Source organism: Kitasatospora sp. NPDC097643 (assembly GCF_040302625.1).
Taxonomy (GTDB): Bacteria; Actinomycetota; Actinomycetes; order Streptomycetales; family Streptomycetaceae; genus Kitasatospora.
The window spans coordinates 42634-62100 of record NZ_JBEOSA010000055.1 but is presented as its reverse complement, the minus strand read 5'-3'; the positions used below and the strand labels follow the sequence as shown (position 1 = coordinate 62100).

19 protein-coding genes and 1 riboswitch are annotated in these 19467 nt (G+C 73.2%); of the genes, 15 read left to right on the top strand and 4 right to left on the bottom strand.

Annotation, left to right across the window (positions count from 1 at the left end; translation table 11 throughout):
- Positions 1–108: 108 nt before the first annotated feature.
- From mltG (ABTY15_RS29060) to ABTY15_RS29015, 10 genes are all read left to right on the top strand, one after another.
- Positions 109–1374, top strand: coding sequence for an endolytic transglycosylase MltG (mltG, locus tag ABTY15_RS29060; protein ID WP_350601887.1), 1266 nt, complete (start codon positions 109–111; stop codon positions 1372–1374).
- A gap of 149 nt (positions 1375–1523) precedes the next feature.
- The gene (mltG, locus tag ABTY15_RS29055; RefSeq protein ID WP_350601885.1) at positions 1524–3344 is read left to right on the top strand and encodes an endolytic transglycosylase MltG; all 1821 of its coding nucleotides are present in this window, start codon (positions 1524–1526) and stop codon (positions 3342–3344) included.
- A gap of 25 nt (positions 3345–3369) precedes the next feature.
- Positions 3370–4203 (top strand): shikimate dehydrogenase, encoded by an 834-nt coding sequence (locus tag ABTY15_RS29050; RefSeq protein ID WP_350601884.1) that lies wholly within the window; start codon positions 3370–3372, stop codon positions 4201–4203.
- A 153-nt stretch (positions 4204–4356) separates the two neighbouring features.
- A complete protein-coding gene (gene aroC / locus ABTY15_RS29045; RefSeq protein ID WP_350601883.1) occupies positions 4357–5541 on the top strand; it encodes a chorismate synthase in 1185 nt (394 codons plus the stop codon).
- Positions 5538–6059: a shikimate kinase gene (locus ABTY15_RS29040; RefSeq protein ID WP_350601882.1), complete on the top strand. Its 522-nt coding sequence runs from the start codon at positions 5538–5540 to the stop codon at positions 6057–6059. The genes aroC and ABTY15_RS29040 overlap by 4 nt, the downstream gene beginning before the upstream one ends.
- Positions 6052–7143 carry a 3-dehydroquinate synthase gene (aroB, locus tag ABTY15_RS29035; protein ID WP_350601880.1) on the top strand — a complete coding sequence of 364 codons (1092 nt, stop codon included), beginning with the start codon at positions 6052–6054 and terminating at the stop codon, positions 7141–7143. The genes ABTY15_RS29040 and aroB overlap by 8 nt, the downstream gene beginning before the upstream one ends.
- 8 nt (positions 7144–7151) lie before the next feature.
- The gene (gene aroQ, locus ABTY15_RS29030; protein ID WP_350601891.1) at positions 7152–7580 is read left to right on the top strand and encodes a type II 3-dehydroquinate dehydratase; all 429 of its coding nucleotides are present in this window, start codon (positions 7152–7154) and stop codon (positions 7578–7580) included.
- 139 nt (positions 7581–7719) lie between these two features.
- Positions 7720–8697 (top strand): AAA family ATPase, encoded by a 978-nt coding sequence (locus ABTY15_RS29025; protein WP_502893616.1) that lies wholly within the window; start codon positions 7720–7722, stop codon positions 8695–8697.
- Between the two features lie 79 nt (positions 8698–8776).
- The gene (locus tag ABTY15_RS29020; protein ID WP_350601879.1) at positions 8777–9586 is read left to right on the top strand and encodes an Fpg/Nei family DNA glycosylase; all 810 of its coding nucleotides are present in this window, start codon (positions 8777–8779) and stop codon (positions 9584–9586) included.
- A gap of 70 nt (positions 9587–9656) precedes the next feature.
- On the top strand, positions 9657–11654 hold the full coding sequence (locus ABTY15_RS29015; protein WP_350601878.1) for an AAA family ATPase: 1998 nt from the start codon (positions 9657–9659) through the stop codon (positions 11652–11654).
- On the opposite strand, the gene ABTY15_RS29010 is transcribed toward ABTY15_RS29015, so the two are convergent.
- Together ABTY15_RS29010 and ABTY15_RS29005 are read right to left on the bottom strand one after the other, a co-directional pair.
- Entirely contained in the window at positions 11651–13327 is a 1677-nt protein-coding gene (locus ABTY15_RS29010) for a CDP-glycerol glycerophosphotransferase family protein (protein WP_350601876.1), read from the bottom strand. The genes ABTY15_RS29015 and ABTY15_RS29010 overlap by 4 nt on opposite strands.
- A 55-nt stretch (positions 13328–13382) precedes the next feature.
- Positions 13383–13778, bottom strand: coding sequence for an ArsR/SmtB family transcription factor (locus ABTY15_RS29005; protein ID WP_350601875.1), 396 nt, complete (start codon positions 13776–13778; stop codon positions 13383–13385).
- Between the two features lie 82 nt (positions 13779–13860).
- Positions 13861–14067, top strand: a riboswitch (cobalamin riboswitch).
- Between the two features lie 33 nt (positions 14068–14100).
- On the opposite strand from ABTY15_RS29005, the gene nicT reads away from it, so the two are divergent.
- Positions 14101–15216 (top strand): Nickel transporter NicT, encoded by a 1116-nt coding sequence (gene nicT, locus ABTY15_RS29000; protein WP_350601874.1) that lies wholly within the window; start codon positions 14101–14103, stop codon positions 15214–15216.
- 7 nt (positions 15217–15223) lie between these two features.
- Here nicT and ABTY15_RS28995 read toward each other — a convergent pair whose 3' ends face one another.
- Positions 15224–16072: an EamA family transporter gene (locus ABTY15_RS28995; protein WP_350601873.1), complete on the bottom strand. Its 849-nt coding sequence runs from the start codon at positions 16070–16072 to the stop codon at positions 15224–15226.
- Between the two features lie 174 nt (positions 16073–16246).
- Here ABTY15_RS28995 and ABTY15_RS28990 point away from each other — a divergent pair, with 174 nt between their 5' ends.
- Entirely contained in the window at positions 16247–16819 is a 573-nt protein-coding gene (locus ABTY15_RS28990; protein ID WP_350601872.1) for a helix-turn-helix domain-containing protein, read from the top strand.
- 63 nt (positions 16820–16882) lie between these two features.
- Here ABTY15_RS28990 and rpmG read toward each other — a convergent pair whose 3' ends face one another.
- Positions 16883–17047, bottom strand: a complete 165-nt coding sequence (gene rpmG, locus ABTY15_RS28985) for a 50S ribosomal protein L33 (protein WP_350601870.1) — start codon at positions 17045–17047, stop codon at positions 16883–16885.
- Positions 17048–17257: 210 nt separating this feature from the next.
- Between rpmG and ABTY15_RS28980 the strand changes: the two genes are divergently transcribed.
- The 3 genes from ABTY15_RS28980 (at position 17258) to nusB (ending at position 19446) form a co-directional block, all read left to right on the top strand.
- Positions 17258–18364, top strand: coding sequence for a M24 family metallopeptidase (locus ABTY15_RS28980; RefSeq protein WP_350601868.1), 1107 nt, complete (start codon positions 17258–17260; stop codon positions 18362–18364).
- Positions 18365–18440: 76 nt separating this feature from the next.
- Positions 18441–19004, top strand: coding sequence for an elongation factor P (efp, locus tag ABTY15_RS28975; RefSeq protein ID WP_350601867.1), 564 nt, complete (start codon positions 18441–18443; stop codon positions 19002–19004).
- Between the two features lie 4 nt (positions 19005–19008).
- Positions 19009–19446 (top strand): transcription antitermination factor NusB, encoded by a 438-nt coding sequence (gene nusB / locus ABTY15_RS28970; protein WP_350601866.1) that lies wholly within the window; start codon positions 19009–19011, stop codon positions 19444–19446.
- The last annotated feature ends 21 nt before the right edge of the window (positions 19447–19467 follow it).

The window sequence follows — 19467 nt, the reverse complement described above, 5'->3', positions numbered from 1 at the left end:
CCGTAAGCATCCGCACGACGTGATGCTCGCCACCGTCCGGGGCGGAATGGCGTCCGGCGGGGCGGGGGAGGGGGTCGTTCGTCCGGGACCGCCGAGGGGGCACGAGCCATGACCGACCAGGACTTCCATCCGGGGCTCAGCCCCGGTCACCTGGGCGCGCCGGTGCTGGAGCCGGAGGGCCGTCCGCCGGGTGCGCCCCGGCCGCGCTCCGATGCGCCGGATCCGCACCGGCGGCGCAACGGACTGGCCTGCGGGCTGACCGCGCTCGCGTTGGTGGCGGTCTTCGGCGGGGCCGGACTCGCGGGGTACGGCTGGTTGCAGGGCCAGCGCAAGCCGCCGGCCGCCGCGGACTTCGCCGGGCAGGGCACCGGCAGCGTCCAGGTCTCGGTGCCCGAGGGCGCGGGCCTGTCCCAGATCGCGTCCGCGCTGGTGCGCAACGGAGTGGTGGCCAGCTCGCTCGCCTTCACCCGGGCGGCCAGGGGCAGCGCGGCGGCCGCCGGGCGGATCCAGCCCGGGACGTACACGCTGAGGCAGAAGATGTCGGCCGTCGCCGCGCTGGCCGTGCTGATCGACCCGGCCAACGCCAACGGCCTGACCATTCCCGAGGGTTGGCGTGATTACCAGATCTACGCGGCGATCGACAAGAAGCTGAGCCTGCCGGAGGGCACCACCCAGCGCACCGCCAAGGAGCAGGCCGCCGAGCTGGGCCTGCCGGAGTTCGCCAAGGGCAGCCCCGAGGGCTACCTGTTCCCCGCGACGTACAGCGTCACGGACGAGACCACCGCGCTCGACCTGCTGAAACAGATGGTCGAGCGGGCGGGCAAGGAGTTCAGCCGGGACGACGCGGACGTCGTGGCGCAGACCCTCGGGCAGAGCCTGTACGGGCTGGTGACGGTGGCGAGCATGGTGCAGGGCGAGGCCGACAACACCGAGGACATGGGCAAGGTCGCGCGGGTGATCTACAACCGGCTGGCCAAGGGCATGCCCCTGCAACTGGACTCGACGATCAACTACGCGCTCGGCCGGTCGACCCTGAACACCACCGTCACCGAGACGAAGCTGGACTCCCCGTACAACACCTACCTGCACCCCGGGCTGCCGCCCTCGCCGATCGGCAACCCGGGCCGGCAGGCGATCATGGCGGCGCTGGACCCGGCGCAGGGGGACTGGCTGTACTTCGTCACCGTGAAGCCGGGGGACACCCGGTTCACCGACAGCTTCGACGTGCAGCAGCGCAACGTCGCGGAGTTCAACGCCTACCGGGCGGCGAAGGCGAGCGCCTCGGCCTCGGCGTCGGCGTCGGCGTCGGCCACCCCGGCGGCGGGGGCGTCGTCGAAGCCGGGGGTCGCACCCGGGGGTGAGGTCGCGCACTGACCGTGCGTCCGCCCTGCCGGGGGTGCGTCTGCGGTACGGTAACGTCTCCTCCCAGGCGCTGCACTAGCACGCCGGTTCGAGAATCAGCCGGGACGGCGTCCCGGACGGCCGGTCCGATCCTCCGGCCGTTCCGTCGGTTAAGGGGATCAATGACCGATCTGGGTCGGGGCTACGGCCCCCAGGGCTCCGAGCCGTGGCACCCCGGTGATCCCGGGTACGGCGGTCAGCAGCCGGTCCTCGGCCAGCAGGACGGCCAGTGGCAGCAGCACCAGCAGTACTCCCAGCAGGGGCAGCAGGGCCAGCAGGTCCAGCAGCCGTACGGGGAGATGCAGCAGGGGTATCCGCAGCAGTCGATGGGGCAGCAGGGCTACCCCCAGCAGCAGATGGCCCAGCAGGGCTACCAGCAGCAGGGCTACCAGGGCGGACAGCAGTACCCCCAGCAGCAGATGTCGCAGCAACAGATGTCGCAGCAGGGCTACCCCCAGCAGCAGATGCCCCAGCAGGGCTACGGGCAGCAGCAGGCGATGCCGCAGCAGGGTTACCCGCAGCAGCAGGGGTACCAGCAGCAGCCCGGCATGCCCCAGCAGCCCGGCACGGCGCAGCAGGCCGCGCCGGCTCCGGCACCCGCGCAGGCCGCGCCGGCGCCGTCGGGCCCCGGCCCGGACGGGATCGACTGGGAGGCCGAGGCCGCCGCGCTGGAGGCCGGCGCCGCCCCGGTCGGTGCGCACGAGGCCGCCGAGGAGGAGTGGGACGACCACGCGGAGGCCTACCACGAGGACGGCGGGCACCACGAGGAGCCCGGCCAGCCGGAGGAGGTCGGCTTCCTCGGCGAGGAGGACAACTCCCGCGACGCGCAGAAGAAGCGCAAGGAGAAGGGCAAGAAGTCCGGCCGCCGCAACGGCGGCGCCTGCCTGCTGGTGCTGCTGGTGCTGCTGGGCGCCATGGGCGGCGCCGGCTGGTGGGGCTACGGCTTCTACAAGGACCACTTCGGCCCGCCGCCGGACTTCACCGGCGAGGGCACCGGCAGTGCCCAGGTCGAGGTCAAGCCGGGTGCGTTCGGTGCCCAGGTCGGCCTGGTGCTGAAGAACGCCGGCGTGGTGAAGAGCGTCGAGGCGTACAGCAAGGCCTGCGACAACGAGCCCAAGTGCAAGACCATCCAGCCGGGCTTCTACGCGATGAAGAAGGAGATGTCGGCCTCGGCCGCGCTCCAGGCCCTGATCGAGCAGGCCGGCGGTGCCGCGCTGGTGCTGCCCGAGGGCCTGAACTCGACGGAGATCTACGCCAAGATCGACGACAAGCTGAAGCTGCAGAAGGGCACCACGGCGAACGTCGCCAAGGCCCAGGTCGCCAGCCTCGGCCTGCCCGACTACGCGAAGGGCAACATCGAGGGCTTCCTCTGGCCGACCCGCTACAACATCGCCGAGGGCATGAAGCCCGAGGACCTGCTCAAGCAGATGGTGAAGAACGCCACCGAGAAGTACGCCAACCTCGACGGCCAGGCTGCCAAGGCCGGCCTCAAGAACGGCTACGAGGTGCTCATCGAGGCGAGCATCCTCCAGCGCGAGGGCAACAACACCGCCGACTTCGCCAAGATGGCCAAGACCATCCAGAACCGGCTGGCCAACGAGCCCGAGACGCACCACACCCTCGGCATGGACACCACGCTCCAGTACTCGCTCGGCCGCAAGCAGCTGGACAAGAAGGACATGGACGACGCGTCCAACAAGTACAACACCTACCGGAACCCGGGCCTGCCGCCCGGGCCGATCTCGAACCCCGGCGACGACGCGATCAACGCGGTGCTCAACCCGGCGGACGGCAAGTGGCTGTACTTCATCGCGATGTCCCCGACCGAGACCCGCTTCGCGGAGACCAGCAAGGAGCACTACGCCAACGTCGAGGCGTACTGCAAGGCGGCCGGCCAGGGCTTCGACAAGGAGCGCGGCCACTGCACCTCCGCCAAGCAGTGACCGACCCGTTCCAGGAGACCCAGCGTTGACCAGCAAGCACCGGGCCGCCGTGCTCGGCTCGCCGATCGCCCACTCGCTCTCGCCGGACCTGCACCGGGCCGCCTTCGCGGCGCTCGGGCTGGACGGCTGGCGCTACGACCGCTTCGAGGTCGACGAGGCGGGCCTGCCCGGCTTCCTCGCCGGGCTGGACGAGGCCGAGTGGGCGGGCCTGTCGCTGACCATGCCGCTGAAGCGGGCCGTCATCCCGCTGCTCGACGAGGTGAGTGCGACGGCCCGCGCGGTGGACGCGGTGAACACCGTGGTGTTCACCGCCGACGGGCGGCGCACCGGGGACAACACCGACGTCCCCGGGCTGGTCAACGCGCTGCGCGAGCGCGGCATCACCGAGGTGCCGGCCGCCGCCGTGCTCGGTGCCGGGGCCACCGCCTCCTCGGCGTTGGCGGCGCTCGCCCAGATCTGCACCGGCGAGGTGACGGTCTACCTGCGCAGCCCGGAGCGGGCCCGGGAGATGGCCGAGCTGGGCGAGCGGCTGGGCGTGGTCGTCCGGACCGCCGACTGGGAGCGTGGTGCCGAGGCGCTGGCGCAGCCGCTGACCGTCTCCACCACGCCGGTCGGCGCGACCGACGGCTTCGCCGCGGCGCTGCCCGTCGCGCCGGGCGCGCTGTTCGACGTGCTGTACCACCCGTGGCCGACGGCGCTGGCCGCCGCCTGCGCCGAGCGCGGGGCGACCGTGCTGGGCGGGCTGGATCTGCTGGTGCACCAGGCGGTGCTGCAGACCGAGGCCTTCACCGGGCGGACGCCGGGACCGCTGGCCGCGATGCGCGAGGCGGGGGAGAAGGCGCTCGCCGGGCGCGGCTGAACGGGAGTGCGCGTCTTGGGGGGTGGCCGGTCGCTGTCCGTCACGCGGACTGTGCCGCCGGGTGCTGCCGGGTCGTGAAAGGATTCAGGCAGAAGGCACGTCCGGGCGGGCCGCGGCGGTGCCGTGGGCCGGTCCGCTGATGAAGGAGCTCCGTTGGGTACGTTGCGCTGGCTGACGGCGGGGGAGTCGCACGGCCCCGCACTCGTCGCGACGCTGGAGGGCCTGCCCGCCGGTGTACCGGTCACCACCGCCCTGGTGGCCGACGCGCTGGCGCGCCGCCGGCTCGGTTACGGCCGTGGCGCGCGGATGAAGTTCGAGCAGGACGAGGTGACCTTCCTCGGCGGTGTCCGGCACGGCCTGACCATGGGCAGTCCGGTCGCGATCATGGTCGGCAACACCGAGTGGCCGAAGTGGGAGCAGGTCATGTCGGCCGACCCGGTCGACCCCGAGGTGCTGGCGGGCCTGGCCCGCAACGAGGCGCTGACCCGCCCCCGGCCCGGCCACGCCGACCTGGCCGGGATGCAGAAGTACTCGATCGAGGAGGCCCGGCCGATCCTGGAGCGCGCCAGCGCCCGTGAGACGGCCGCCCGGGTCGCGCTGGGCGCCGTCGCCCGCGCGTACCTGAAGGAGACCTGCGGGATCGAGATCGTCAGCCACGTGGTCGAGCTGGCCGCCGCGAAGGCCCCGGCGGGCGTGCTGCCGCTGCCCTCCGACGAGGCGAAGCTGGACGCCGACCCGGTGCGCTGCCTGGACGCGGACGCCTCGAAGGCGATGGTCGCCGAGATCGACCAGGCCCACAAGGACGGCGACACCCTCGGCGGCGTGGTCGAGGTGCTGGCGTACGGCGTGCCGGTGGGCCTCGGCTCGCACGTGCACTGGGACCGCCGCCTGGACGCCCGGCTGGCCGCCGCGCTGATGGGCATTCAGGCGATCAAGGGCGTCGAGGTCGGCGACGGCTTCGACCTGGCCCGGGTGCCCGGCTCCCAGGCGCACGACGAGATCGTGCCGACCCCCGAGGGCGTCAAGCGCACCTCCGGCCGCTCCGGCGGCACCGAGGGCGGGCTCTCCACCGGCGAGCTGCTGCGGGTGCGCGCCGCGATGAAGCCGATCGCGACCGTGCCGCGGGCGTTGCAGACCCTGGACGTGCGCACCGGTGAGCCCGCCAAGGCGCACCACCAGCGCTCGGACGTCTGCGCGGTGCCGGCCGCCGGGATCGTCGCCGAGGCGATGGTCGCGCTGGTGCTGGCCGACGCGGTGAACGAGAAGTTCGGCGGGGACCACGTGTCGGAGACCCGGCGCAACGTGCAGGGCTACCTCGACCACCTGATCGTCCGATGACCACACCGGTCGTCGTGCTGGTCGGCCCGCCCGGCAGTGGCAAGTCCACCGTCGGGCGGGCCCTGGCCGAACGCCTCGGCGTGGAGTTCCGGGACACCGACGCCGACATCGAGGCACTGGCCGGCAAGCCCATCCCGGAGATCTTCATCGACGAGGGCGAGCCGCACTTCCGCGAGCTGGAGGTGCGCGCCGTGCGCGATGCCGCCGCGGAGCACCCCGGGGTGCTCGCGCTGGGCGGCGGCGCGGTGATGGCGGAGGCCACCCGGGCGCTGCTGCGCGAGTTGCCGGTGGTCTTCCTGGAGGTCCCGCTGGGCGACGCGGTCAAGCGGGTCGGCCTGGACGCCCCGCGGCCGCTGCTGGCCGTCAACCCGCGGGCCCGCTGGCGCGAGCTGATGGAGGCCCGACGCCCCCTCTACCTGGAGGTGGCCACCGCCGTCGTCGACACCGCCGGCCGCACCCCCGGGCAGGTCGCGGACGCCGTACTGGAAGCACTGGAGCTGAAAACCCCCCATGACTGACCCCATCGTCAGGATTCACGTCGGCGGCAGCGCCGGCCACGACCCGTACGACGTGCTGATCGGGCACCAGCTGCTCGGCGAGCTGTCGCCGCTCATCGGCACCCGTGCCAAGCGGGTCGCGATCATCCACCCGGAGGCGCTCACCGCCACCGCCGACGCCATCCGCGAGGACCTGCTCGGCGAGGGCTACGAGGCGATCGCGCTCCAGGTGCCCAACGCCGAGGACGCCAAGAGCGCCGAGGTCGCCGCGTACTGCTGGTCGGTGCTGGGGCAGACCGGCTTCACCCGCAGCGACGTCATCCTCGGCCTCGGCGGCGGCGCCACCACCGACCTGGCCGGGTTCGTCGCCGCCACCTGGCTGCGCGGGGTCCGCTGGATCTCCATGCCCACCACGCTGCTCGGGATGGTCGACGCGGCCGTCGGCGGCAAGACCGGCATCAACATCGCCGAGGGCAAGAACATGGTCGGTGCCTTCCACCCGCCGGTGGGCGTGCTGGCCGACCTCGGCACCCTGGAGACCGTCCCCAGGAACGACTACGTCTCCGGCCTGGCCGAGGTCGTCAAGTGCGGGTTCATCGCCGACCCGGTCATCCTCGACCTGATCGAGGCCGACCCGGAGGGCGCCAAGACGCCGTCCGGCCGGCACACCGTCGAGCTGATCCGCCGCTCCATCCAGGTCAAGGCCGACGTGGTCTCCGGCGACCTCAAGGAGTCCGGCCGGCGCGAGATCCTGAACTACGGCCACACCCTCGGCCACGCCATCGAGCGCAACGAGCGGTACAAGTGGCGGCACGGCGCGGCGATCTCCGTCGGCATGCTGTTCGCCGCCGAACTCGGCCGCCTGGCAGGCCGGTTGGACGACGAGACGGCCGACCGGCACCGCACCGTGCTGACCGCGCTCGGGCTGCCGCTGCGCTACCCGGCGAACGCCTGGCCGAAGCTGGTCGACGCCATGAAGATCGACAAGAAGACCCGCGGCGACCTGCTCCGCTTCATCGTCCTGGACGGCCTCGGCAAGACCTCCGTGCTGGAGGGCCCCGACCCGACCCTGCTGGCCGCCGCCTACGCGGAGGTCTCGGCGTGACCAGGGTCATGGTGCTCAACGGCCCCAACCTCGGCCGGCTCGGCAGCCGTGAGCCGGACGTCTACGGCGCCACCTCGTACGCCGGGCTGGTCGAGCGCTGCACCGTGCTCGGCAAGGAGTTCGGCTTCGAGGTGGAGGTGCACGAGACCAACTCCGAGCAACAGATGGTCGAGTGGCTGCACGAGGCCGCCGACGGGCAGGTGCCGGTGGTGATCAACCCCGGTGCGTTCACGCACTACTCGTACGCGATGCGGGACGCCGCCGCGCAGCGCACCGCGCCGCTGATCGAGGTGCACATCTCCAACCCGTACGCCCGGGAGACCTTCCGGCACACCTCGGTGATCGCCGCGGTGGCCTCCGGCACCATCGCCGGTTTCGGCATCGGTTCGTACGAACTGGCCCTGCGCGCCCTGGCCGAGCAGCTCACCTCTCGCTGACCGCTGGTCAGCGGCCCGGCGGCGGACTGTGCCCGCTGCCGGGCCGACGTGTAGTGTCCCCGCTGAGAGGTGTCGGGAGGTGACCGTGACGCAGTACGCCGGAGGTGGGCAGGTCCCGCCGCGTCCCGTCGCTCCGCCGGTGCCGCCGTACCCGGGCAGTGCTTCGGGTGGGCAGCAGGCCGCCGGCCGATCCGTGCCACCGCCGGGGGCGCCGGTGCCACCGCCGCCGGTGGCGCCCGCCTCGGTGCCGCCGCCCGCTCCGGTGCCCGCTCCCGCGGCCGTGCCTCCTGCGCCGGCGCCGCAGGCCCCGGCTCCGGCACCCACTGTCCCGGCACCCACCGTCCCGGTACCCGCTGCCCCGGCACCCGCTGCCCCGGCACCGGCTCCGCAGACTCCCGCTTCGCAGGCCCCGGCACCGCAGGCCCCGGTGCCGCAGGCTCCCGCGGCGACTGCGGCCATGCCGACCGCGCCGGTACCGGCGGGCGGCACCGGGCACTTCGTGCTGCCCGCCGGGGCGCCCGTCCAGCTGCCCGCCCACCCGCCGCAGCGGCACGCGCCCAGCGGGCCGATCGCAGTCCTGCTGATCGGACCGGCCGGCGCCGGGAAGACCACCGTCGCGCGGTACTGGGCCGAGCACCGGGCCACCCCGACCGCGCACATCAGCCTGGACGACGTCCGCGAGTGGGTGCAGTCCGGCTTCGCCAACCCGCAGTCCGGCTGGAACAACGCCTCCGAGGCGCAGTACCGGCTGGCCCGCCGCACCTGCGGCTTCGCCTGCCGCAACTACCTCGCCAACAGCATCTCCTGCATCATCGACGACGCCGTCTTCCCGGATCGCCCGGCCATCGGCCTCGGCGGCTGGAAGCGGCACATCGGCCCCGGCATGATCCCGGTGGTGCTGCTGCCCAGCCTGGACTCGGTGCTGCGCCGCAACGCCCGCCGCAGCGGCAACCGGCGGCTCGGGGACGAGGAGGTGGCGCGCATCCACGGCCGGATGGCCGGCTGGTACAACTCCGGGCTGCCGATCATCGACAACTCGTACCTGGACGTCGCCGCCACCGCCGCCGAGCTGGACCGCGTCATCCTGGCCCGGCTGATGGGCATGCCGGTGCGCTGACCGGCGGACCTGCGGGTTTGTCGGTGCCGACTGCGATGATGGACCGGTCCTGTCCAACCACCCGGGGGAGCCGACGCCCGTGCCGGAAGGCCACATCATCCACCGCCTCGCCGCCGAGAACCTGCGCGCCTTCGGCGGCCGCCCCGTCCGGGTCTCCAGCCCGCAGGGCCGGTTCGCCGACGAGGCCAAGGCGATCGACGGGCAGCTGCTGACCGACGCCGAGGCCACCGGCAAGCACCTGTTCCTCGGCTTCGAGGAGGGCGGCTGGGTCCACATCCACCTCGGCCTCTACGGCGGCCTCACCTTCGGCGCCGGCCCCGCGCCCGCACCGGTCGGCCTGGTCCGGCTGCGGATGGCGAACGACGAAGGGTACGCCGACCTGCGCGGCCCCAACACCTGCAAGCTGGTCACCGGCGCCGAGAAGGCCGCCGTCGCCGCCCGGCTCGGCCCCGACCCGCTGCGCGCCGACGCCGACCCGGAGGCCGCCTGGCGGCGGATATCGACCAGCCGGACAACCGTCGCCGCGCTGCTGATGGACCAGAAGGTGCTGGCCGGGGTGGGCAACGTCTACCGGGCCGAGGTGCTGTTCCGGCACGGCATCAACCCGCACCGCGCCGGGCGCGACCTCACCCGGGCCGAGTGGGGCGTCATCTGGGCCGACCTGGTCGCCCTGATGCGCGAGGGCGTCGGCGCCGGGCGGATCGACACCGTCCGGCCCGAGCACACCCCCGAGGCGATGGGCCGCCCGCCGCGCGTCGACGACCACGGCGGCGAGGTCTACGTCTACCGGCGGGCGGCGATGCCCTGCCTGGTCTGCGGGACGGACGTACGGACGGAGGAGCACGCCTCGCGCAACCTCTTCTGGTGCCCGACCTGCCAGGCGGCCTGAGGCGGACTCAGTTCCGGTGCGGCCCGGAGCCCGTAGGCTGGGGCCCGGGCCGGCCGGAGGGAGCGTACGGGTGGACGACTACGAGGTCTCCAACAGTGTGTCGGGCACGGTGTACGGGAACGTGATCCAGGGCGGGAACGTCACGGTCCATCCGGAGCCCGAGCTGCCGGTCCCGCACCAGGTGCGACCGGCCCGTGCGTTCTTCGTCAACCGTGAGGGTGAACTCGCCGCGCTCACCGCCGCGTTGCGGAAGGCCGACCAGGGTGGACCGTCGATCGTCGTCTTCACCGGCCTGGGCGGCGTGGGCAAGACCGAGCTGGCGACGAAGTTCGCGAACGAGCATGCGGCGGACTTCCGGGGCGGCGTCCTGTACGCCGACCTCAAGGCCTACCGGCGCGAGTCCGGGGTGGACCTCGCCGGGGTGGTGGGCGGATTCCTGCGGGCGTTCGGTCTGCGCCCGCCGGACGTGGAGGCCGAGCGGTTCGCGGCGTTCCGTACGGCCACGGCCGGGCGACGGTGCCTCTTCGTCGTGGACAACGCCGAGCACGCCTCCGAGGTCCGCGCCCTGCTGCCGTCCCGGGGGCTGGTGGTGGTGGCGAGTCGGCGGCGCCTGGACGCGCTGCGGATGGACGGTGCCGAGGTGCGACAGCTGGACCGGTTGAGCGCGGCGGCTGGTGCCGCCCTCGTCCGGGGCTGGTTGAGCGCGGGGCGGGGCACCGATGGTGAGGTCGCCGCGCTGGTGGAGCGGTGCGCGGGACTGCCGCTCGCACTCAACGCCGTCGGCAGCCAGCTGCTGCGCCGGGGCCGGCTGTCCGTGGGCCAGGTGGTGGCCGAACTCTCCGACCAGGGAGCCAAGTTGGCGATGCTCGACAATGAGGAGGGGGAGCTCCGCCGGACCTACGATCCGGTGTACGCGAGGCTCTCGCCGCCGGGGCAGGCGCTCTACCGGCTGATCGGCGTGCATCCGGGCTCCTTCGTGTCGGCCGAGTTGGCGGGCGCGGTGGGTGTCGAGCGGCCGGATCAGGCCCTGGACGAGCTGTGCGACGTCCACCTGCTGGACGTGGTCGTCGACGACGGGCCGGAGGACCGCTTCCGGGCCCACGACGTGGTGCGGACGCACGCCTACGCCTGCGCGCGCGAGCTCCCCGGCCGGGTCGAGCTGCTCGCCCGGGTGGTGGCGTACTTTCGGGGCCGGGCCTCGCTGGCCGACCGGGCGATGGGCGCGCGGCTGCGGCTCCAGGAGGACGGCGGCGAGGGACTGCCCGGTTTCGCCTCGGATGCGACGGCTCTGGAGTGGCTGTACGCCGAACGGGCCGACCTGCGCGCGGTGGTGGAGGCCGCGGCCCAGCAGGGCTGGCACGGCGAGGTGTGGCGGCTCTGCGAGTCGCTCTGGCCGCTGTACCACGGACGCAAGCTCTACCAGGACTGGATCGCGACCCACGAGCGCGGCATCGAGTCGGCCCAGTGGGACAACCGGCCGGACGCCGTGGTCCGGATGCGCAACCAGCTCGCCCGCGCCCGCTTCGAGCGCAAGGAGTACCGGCTCGCCGCCGAGCAGCTGGCACTGGCCTCGGAGCAGCTGCCACTGGTGGCGGACCGGAGGGTGGCGGGGGTGCTCCACGAGACCGACGGCCTGCTCTGCCTGGCCGACGGCCGCCCGGGCGAGGCGGTGCAGCGGTTCACGCTGGCCCTGGCGGACAACCGGGGTGACGACCACGGCGAGATCGTGCAGAGCTACAACCTGGCGCAGGCGCTGATCGCCGACGGCCGTCCGGAGGAGGGGCTGACCGTACTGGAGGCGGCCACCGTCCGGGCCGTGGACACCGGTGACGACGACATGCTGATGAAGCTGCCGCTGGTCCGCGCCCGGGCCCACCGTGCCCTGGGGCAGCTCGACCACGCCGTCGCCCATGCCGAGGACTGCGCCCGGCAGGCCGGGGAGCGGAGCCAGTACGCGAAGGAGGCCCAGGCGCACACCCTGCTCGTCGGCCTCGCGGAGGAGTTGGGCGACGAGGCGCTGGCGGAGCGCAGCCGGGCGCGGCTGCGGGAGCTTGAGGACAGGCCCTAGGAAGGCCCGGTGGTGAAGGACACCCGGGTGCGGTGCTCGCCGGTGCGGACGGTGAGGCCGTGGGCGGGCAGGGCGGCCGGGTCGCCGCCGTAGGTGAGCCACTGGGCGACGGCGCTGCCGAGCAGCAGCGGGTCGAGGGCGGGTTCGGGGGCTCCCCAGGCGGGTTCGGCGCGGGCCTCCAGCAGCAGGCCGGTGCGCAACCGGAGGAGGTGGCGGGCCGGGCCGAGGGCGGCCACCGCGACGGCGAGGCCGGGGAGTTCGGCGGCGGTGTCGACGAGCCAGCGTGCGGCGGGGCGCTCGGCGTGCGCCTCGGTGCGGGCGAGGACCTCGGCGGTGTAGCGCAGGGCGTCGCCGGGGTACTCGTCGGCGAGCGCGTGGAAGCCGCGCGGGGTGTGGTCGTTCGGGTCGAAGGGGTAGCGCCGCAGGCTGACCTCGGTGCCCTCGCTCTTGCCCTCGACGTCGTAGGCCGTGGGCCGGTCGGTGCTGCCGGGGCGCGGGTCGGGCCTGGGGTAGGGCGGCAGGAGCGGCTCGTCGGTGGGTTCGTCCAGCCGGTCCAGGAAGGAGTAGAGCAACGGGCGCAGCACCCGGGCGGATTCGCCGCGCCGGGCGAGCGAACGGTCGGTGATCCCGCGCAGGTCGGCCGGGTCCTGGGCGAGGGCCAGTTCGAGCTGGGCGGCGAGGTCGCCGTCGGGGTCGAGCACGGGTGCGGCCTGGCCGAAGGCGTGGCTGGGGGAGTGCGGGTCGAGTTCGGCGGCGCCGGTGGCGACGAGCACGGTGGGCCGTTGCAGGGCGGCGCCGTAGACGGAGACCGAGCCGTGGTCGCCGATCAGGCAGTCGGCGGCGACCAGGGCGGCCTGCCAGCCCTGGTGGGGCGGGATCAGGCGCAGGCCCATCCGGCGGGCGCTGTCGAGCAGGGCCTCGGGGTCGTGCCGGCTCCAGATGTTGGGGTGCAGGACGACGGCCACGGTGTACTCGTCGGCGGGGAGCCGGCGGACCAGGCGTTGCGGCAGGTCGGGGTGGCGGCCGAATAACGAGTGCTCGCTCCAGGTGGAGTTGACGACGACGAGCCGTCGGCCGTCGACGGCGCCGAGCGCGGCGCGGTAGGCGTCGCGGGAGCGGTGGCTGCGCAGCATCCGGTCGAAGCACGGGTCGCCGACCACCCGGGCGACGTCCACGGCCTCGGGGCAGGAGACCCGCAGGCGGTCCAGCTGCTCGGGGTGGGAGAGGCCGAGGACGTCCACGAACACCCGCCCGCGGTGGGTGAGTTCGTTGCGGGAGAGGCCGGCGGCGCTGACCGTGTCGCCGGTGGACTCGGTCACCAGCCGGTTGTAGCCGGCGCCGTGCGGGAGGACGACCAGGCGGGCGTCCAGGCGGTGCATGGAGGAGTGGACGGCGCAGGCGACGGCCAGGTCGAAGCGGTGCCGGACGGCGTCCTCCCAGTCCAGCACGGTGAAGCCGGGCAGTCCGCGGACGTAGTCGTCCAGGGCGCGGTCGGCGAAGGCGGAGCCGGGGTTGACGGTGAAGTACCGGGCGATGCCGTCGGGGTTCAGCAGGGTGAGGACGTCCAGGACGCGGGTGGCCGAGGTGAGGGTGCGGGCGACCGCCAGCACGCGGGCCTTGACCGGTCGGGTGTTCCAACGGTCGGCGGGCCAGGCGTGGGGGCGGGACGGCACACCATGATCGTACTCATCCGGGGTGCCGCCCCGGGGTGCGTTTCCCGAGTGTCGGTCAGCCGGCCGCCGCGGTGGGCCCGGTGACCGGCTCGTGGTGTTCGGCGGCGGTGCACTCGTCCAGCAGGGGGCGCATGGCCTCGTCCACGAGCCGGTAGCGCACCACTCGTCCGTCCTTGTCGCCGGTGACCACGCCGGCCGTGCGCAGCAGCCGCAGCGCCTGGGAGACGGCGGGGTCGCGCATGCCGGTGGCGACGGCGAGGTCGGTGACGGCGAGCGGGCCGGCCCGGTGCAGCGCGAGCAGCAGGGCCAGCCGGCCGGGGTCGGCGAGCAGGGAGAACCGCTCGGACCAGGACCGGACGTGCGCGGTGTCGCCGATGGCGGCGATGGCCTCGCAGACCCGGTGCCCGTCGATGGTGCGGTGGTCCGCGCGGTCGGCCGGTACGAGATGCATGGGGACATTCTTGCAGGCCAGGGGCTGTGATCCTGAACACCTGCGCAGGTGTGCAGCCTTGCACCGGCCTGCTCCGCACCCCTACGGTGTTGCCCGCCGTGGTGCTCGGGAAGACCGGTGACGGACCCTCAGGGGTCCCAGTCCGGAGCGGCCCTCGCCACTGTGACCGGGGCCATCGGCAGCGATGGAGTCCGTCCGTACCCACGACGCCACTGGGCGCCTCGCGCGCCTGGGAAGGCGGGTACGGATCCCCGGGAGCCAGGAGACCGGCCACGGCATCTCACGACCGTCTTTCCACGAGGTGCTGGAGCGTGATCCCGAGATGACCCTGCCCGAAACCGCGGCCCCCACGGCCGCGGCGACGTCGTCCGTCCTGCCGTCCTTCCGCTGGAAGCGCGAGGACACCCTCCGCACGGCCGGGTTGATGGGGGTGATCCTGGCCATGCACGTGGTGGCCTTCGGGACGCTCATCTTCCTGGTCGCGCCCCGGAACTACGCGGTGGGTACCCAGGTCTTCGGGGTGGGCCTGGGTATCACCGCGTACACCCTCGGTATGCGGCACGCCTTCGACGCCGACCACATCGCGGTGATCGACAACACCACCCGCAAGCTGATGGCGGACGGCAAGCGGCCGGTCTCGGTGGGCTTCTGGTTCGCCCTCGGACACTCCTCGATGGTGGTCATCATGGCCGCCCTGGTGGCGGGCGGCGCTCAGCTGGCCGACACCCTGATGGACGACGAGTCGACCACGCACAAGTGGCTCGGCATGATCGGCACCAGCACCTCCGGCGTCTTCCTCTACCTGATCGGCGCGCTCAACCTGGCCGCGCTGCTGGGCATCCTGAAGGTGTTCCGGGCGATGCGGGCCGGGCAGTACGACGAGGCGGAGCTGGAGCAGCACCTCGACTCGCGCGGCTTCATGGCCCGGGTGCTGAACCGGGCGACGAAGTCGATCACCCGGCCGGGGCAGATGTTCCCGGTGGGCATGGTGCTCGGCCTGGGCTTCGACACCGCGACCGAGGTCACCCTGATGGTGATGGCCGGTTCGGGCGCGGCCTCCGGGCTGCCCTGGTACGCGATCGCCTGCCTGCCGCTGCTGTTCGCGGCCGGGATGAGCCTGTTCGACACGCTGGACGGGACGTTCATGAACTTCGCCTACCAGTGGGCGTTCTCCAACCCGGTGCGGAAGGTCTACTACAACCTGACCATCACCGGGCTGTCGATCGCGGTGGCGTTCATCATCGGCACCATCGAGCTGGTCACCGTGCTGCACGAAAAGCTCGGTCTGAGCGACCCGGTCAGCGGCTGGATCGCGGACATCTCGCTGGACAACGTCGGCTACGCGATCGCCGGGCTGTTCGTGGTGGTCTGGGCGGTGGCGATCGGCTACTGGAAGCTGGCCGGGGTCGAGAAGCGCTGGGCGCCGGCCGAGCAGTGACCGTCGGTCAGGAGGCGGCGAGCAGCAGTGTCCCCGCCACGGCGAGCCCGGCGCCGACCACCTGGACCGGGCGCAACCGCTCCTTGAGCACCCCGCGCGCCATCAGTGCGGTGACCACGGGGTAGAGCGAGGCGAGCACGGCGGCGGCGGCCGCCGAGCCGCCGTTCGAGGCCAGCGCGTAGACGCCGTTGGCGGCGACGTCGGCCAGGCCGACCGCGGTGAGGGCGGGCAGCCCGGCCCGCAGCCGGGGCAGCAGGCCGGCGGGCCGCGCGCCGCGCAGCGTGACCAGCAGCGTGGTGCCGCCGACGGCGACGTTGCAGAGCCGCTGGACGCAGAGCGCGAGCAGCAGCCCGCCGGTGGTGGCGTGGGCGATCAGCGCCATGCACGAGCCGAAGCCGAAGGCGGCGCCCAGGGTGAGCAGCAGCGCCTTGCGGGCGGCCGTCGGACCGCCGCGCTCGGGCCCGGCGGCCAGCACCACACCGGCCAGGGCCACCGCGATCCCGGCGAGCTGGGGCAGGCCGGGCCGGTCGCCGAGCGCGAGCCCGACGCCGACCGGCACCGCGATGCCGACGGTGGTCAGCGGGGAGACCACGCCCATCGGCCCGAGTGCCAGCGCCCGGTAGAAGGCGAGGATGGCGAACGGGCCGATCACCCCGGCGGCGACGGCGTACCAGAGGGCGGGGGAGGCGTCGGTCCAGCTGCCGGTGGCGAGCACGGCGAGCAGCAGGACGGCGGCCGCCATCAGTTGGGAGACGACCACCACGGTGAGCGCGGGCAGCCGCCGGGCGAGCACGCCGCCGCCGAAGTCGGCCACGCCCCAGAGCAGGCTGGCACTGAGGGCGAGGACGGCGGTCACCGGAGCGCGCCGGCAGGGCAGGGGGGAAGTGAGGACAGCACAATGCACTCCGCAGTACAGTCGGGTGGACTTTGTTGCCGGGATGGCAGCGTAGTGCACTGAACTGAACTTATCGAACAAGATTTTGCACTTTGCCGTGACCATTTCGCACCGAGGACTTCAAGGACTGCCCGCGTGCCGGACCCCGATCTCGTCTCCCAGGCCCTCGCCCGGAACCTCCGGAGGCTGCGCGCCGAGCGCGGCCACACCCTGGACGCCCTCGCCGCCCGCTCCGGCGTCAGCCGCGGCATGATCGTCCAGATCGAGCAGGACCGCACCAACCCCAGCGTGGCCACCGTCGTCCGGCTGGCCGACGCGCTCGGCGTCTCGATCGCGCGGCTGCTCGACTACGAGGAGGGGCCGGGGGTGCGGATCGTGCCCGAGGAGCAGGCCGTCCCGCTGTGGACCGGGCCGTCCGGCGGCACCGGCACCCTGCTCAACGGGGTCGAGGCGCCCGGGCCGCTGGAGCTGTGGGCCTGGCGGATGGAGCCCGGCGAAGGGTACTCCGCGGAGGCGCACCCGGTGGGGACGATGGAGATCATCCGGGTCGAGCAGGGGGAGCTGACCCTGGTGCACGGCGAACGCGAGCACGTGGTGCCGGCCGGCAACACCGTCTCCTTCGACGCCGCGCACCCGCACGCCTACCGCAACGCGGGCGGCGCGGTGCTGCGGCTGACCATGGTGGTCTCCGTCCCGCCGCCGCGCTGAGCCTCGAACGCGACGAACGGCGCCGCCCCGGGCTGGGGGTGGCGCCGTTCGCGTGTCCGGGGCTCAGCGCTCCTCGCGGAAGTCGACGTGCCGGCCGGCGACCGGGTCGTACTTGCGCAGGACGATGCGGTCCGGGTCGTTGCGGCGGTTCTTCCGGGTCACGTAGGTGAAGCCGGTGCCGGCGGTGGAGCGGAGCTTGACGACGGGGCGCAGTTCGCTGCGGGCCATGGGTCCTCCCGGGGTGTGCGGTGCTGGTTCGGGGCCGAGCTCGAACCGTACACCGAAATGGATGTCGTTTTCACTTGCCCTCAACGCCGGCTCCGCCGCGGTCATTCCCGGGTGGCGCGCGGGCGTGGGGGAGGGCGTGTGGAGGCGGGAGCGCGCTCAGTCGGGGGCGCTCGGCGGGCGGATCGGGGTGGGGCTTCGTAGGCTCGACGCATGTCTGATGCGTACGCGGGCCGGCGGGAGCGTGTGAGGGAGCACTGCAGTGCGGCCGGGGCCGATGCGGCGCTGATCACCCGGGCCGCGAACGTGCGGTACCTCACCGGCTGCGCGCCCTGCGGCGCCACGCTGCTGCTGACCCGGGAGCGGGTGCTGCTGGCGCTGCCGGACGACCTGCCGCCGGACGACACCGGGGAACACCTGATCGCCGCGGACGTCACGCAGGTCCCGGTGTCGGCCGGGGCGGACACCGCCCTCGCGGCCGCCGCCGCGGCGGCGCGGCTGGGGGTCTCGGACCTGGCGGTGGAGGAGCACGACCTCACCGTCAGTCGGCACCGGGCGGTCGCGGGCCTCGCCGAGGGCGTCCGGCTGGCCGACCTGGGCCAGGTGGTCGAGCGGCTGCGGGTGGTCAAGGACGAGCACGAGATCGCCGACCTGCGGATCGCCGCCGAGATCGCCGACCAGGCGCTCGGCGAGCTGCTGGAGTCGATCCTGGTCGGCCGCACCGAGCGGCACCTGGCGATGGAGCTGGAGCGCCGGATGATCGACCACGGCGCCGACCGGGCGGCCTTCCCGGTGTCCGTCGGCACCGGCAGCCACTCCGGCCAGCCCGCCCACCAGCCGACCGACCGCCGGGTGGAGGAGGGCGACTTCCTCACCGTGGTGATGGGTGCCCAGTACCGCGGCTACGGGGTCTCCACCGCCCGGACCTTCGTGATCGGCGCGGCCCCCGCGCCCTGGCAGGTCGAGCTGCACCGGCTGGTGTTCCGGGCCCAGCGGGCCGGCCGGGAGGCGCTCGGGCCGGGTGTCGAGCAGTGCGTGCCCGACCGGGCCGCGCGGCAGATCCTGGAGGCGGCCGGCCACTCCGAGCTCTCCCCGCACCCGGTGGGGCACGGCATCGGGCTGGAGATCCGGGAGGCGCCGCGCCTCGGTCCGTCGGACATGGGTAAACTGGACAGCCGCGTGCCGGTCACCGTCGGCCCAGGGGTCCACCTCCCGGGCAAGGGCGGCGTCCGGATCGAGGACACGCTCGTCGTGCGCCCCCTTGAGGAGGGCGGGCCCGAGCTGCTCACCATCACCACCAAGGAGCTCCTCGCCCTGTGACCACGGCCCCCGGGCCGTCGGCGGCAGGACGCAACCCTTGGTTCCTTGACAGCTATATCCAGGAGTAAGTGCGCCCGTGGCTTCCACGAACGATCTCAAGAACGGCATGGTCCTCAAGCTCGATGGCGGCAAGCTCTGGTCCGTCGTCGAGTTCCAGCACGTCAAGCCCGGCAAGGGCCCGGCCTTCGTGCGCACCAAGCTCAAGGAGGTCCTGACGGGCAAGGTCGTCGACAAGACCTTCAACGCGGGCACCAAGGTCGAGACCGCCAACGTCGACAAGCGCGGCATGCAGTTCTCGTACAAGGACGGCGAGAACTTCGTGTTCATGGACATGGACACCTACGACCAGCTGACGGTCGAGCCGGCCGTCGTCGGCGACGCCGCCAAGTACCTGCTGGAGGGCTTCGAGGCCCTGGTCGCCACCAACGAGGGCGCCGTGCTGTACATCGAGCTCCCGGCCGCGGTCGAGCTGACCATCGAGCACACCGAGCCGGGCGTCCAGGGCGACCGCTCCACCGGTGGCACCAAGCCGGCCACCCTGGAGACCGGTGCCGAGATCCAGGTGCCGCTCTTCGTCGTGACCGGCGAGAAGGTCAAGGTCGACACCCGCGACGGCAGCTACCTCGGCCGGGTGAAGTAAGTCCGTGTCGGCCGCACGCAGCAAGGCCCGCACTCGGGCCTTCCAGATCCTCTTCGAGGCCGACCACCGCGGGGTCGACCCGCAGCAGGTCCTCGCCGACTGGGTGGCCCGCGCCCGCGAGCCCAAGCCCGACGAGGGCACCCCGCAGGTCGGCGAGTACACGATGGAGCTGATCGAGGGGTACGTCCAGCACGCCCGCCGGATCGACGACCTGATCGAGCAGTACGCGGTGGGCTGGGAGCTCGACCGGATGCCGATCGTGGACCGCAACGTCCTGCGGCTCGGTGCCTACGAGCTGATCTGGGAGGACGGCGTCCCGGACGCGGTCGTCCTGGACGAGGCCGTCGAGATCGCCAAGGAGTTCTCCACGGACGACTCCCCGGCCTTCGTCAACGGTCTGCTCGCCCGTTTCCTGGAGCTGAAGCCGAGCATCCGTCGGTAACCGGTGCACCTGTGCGACGGC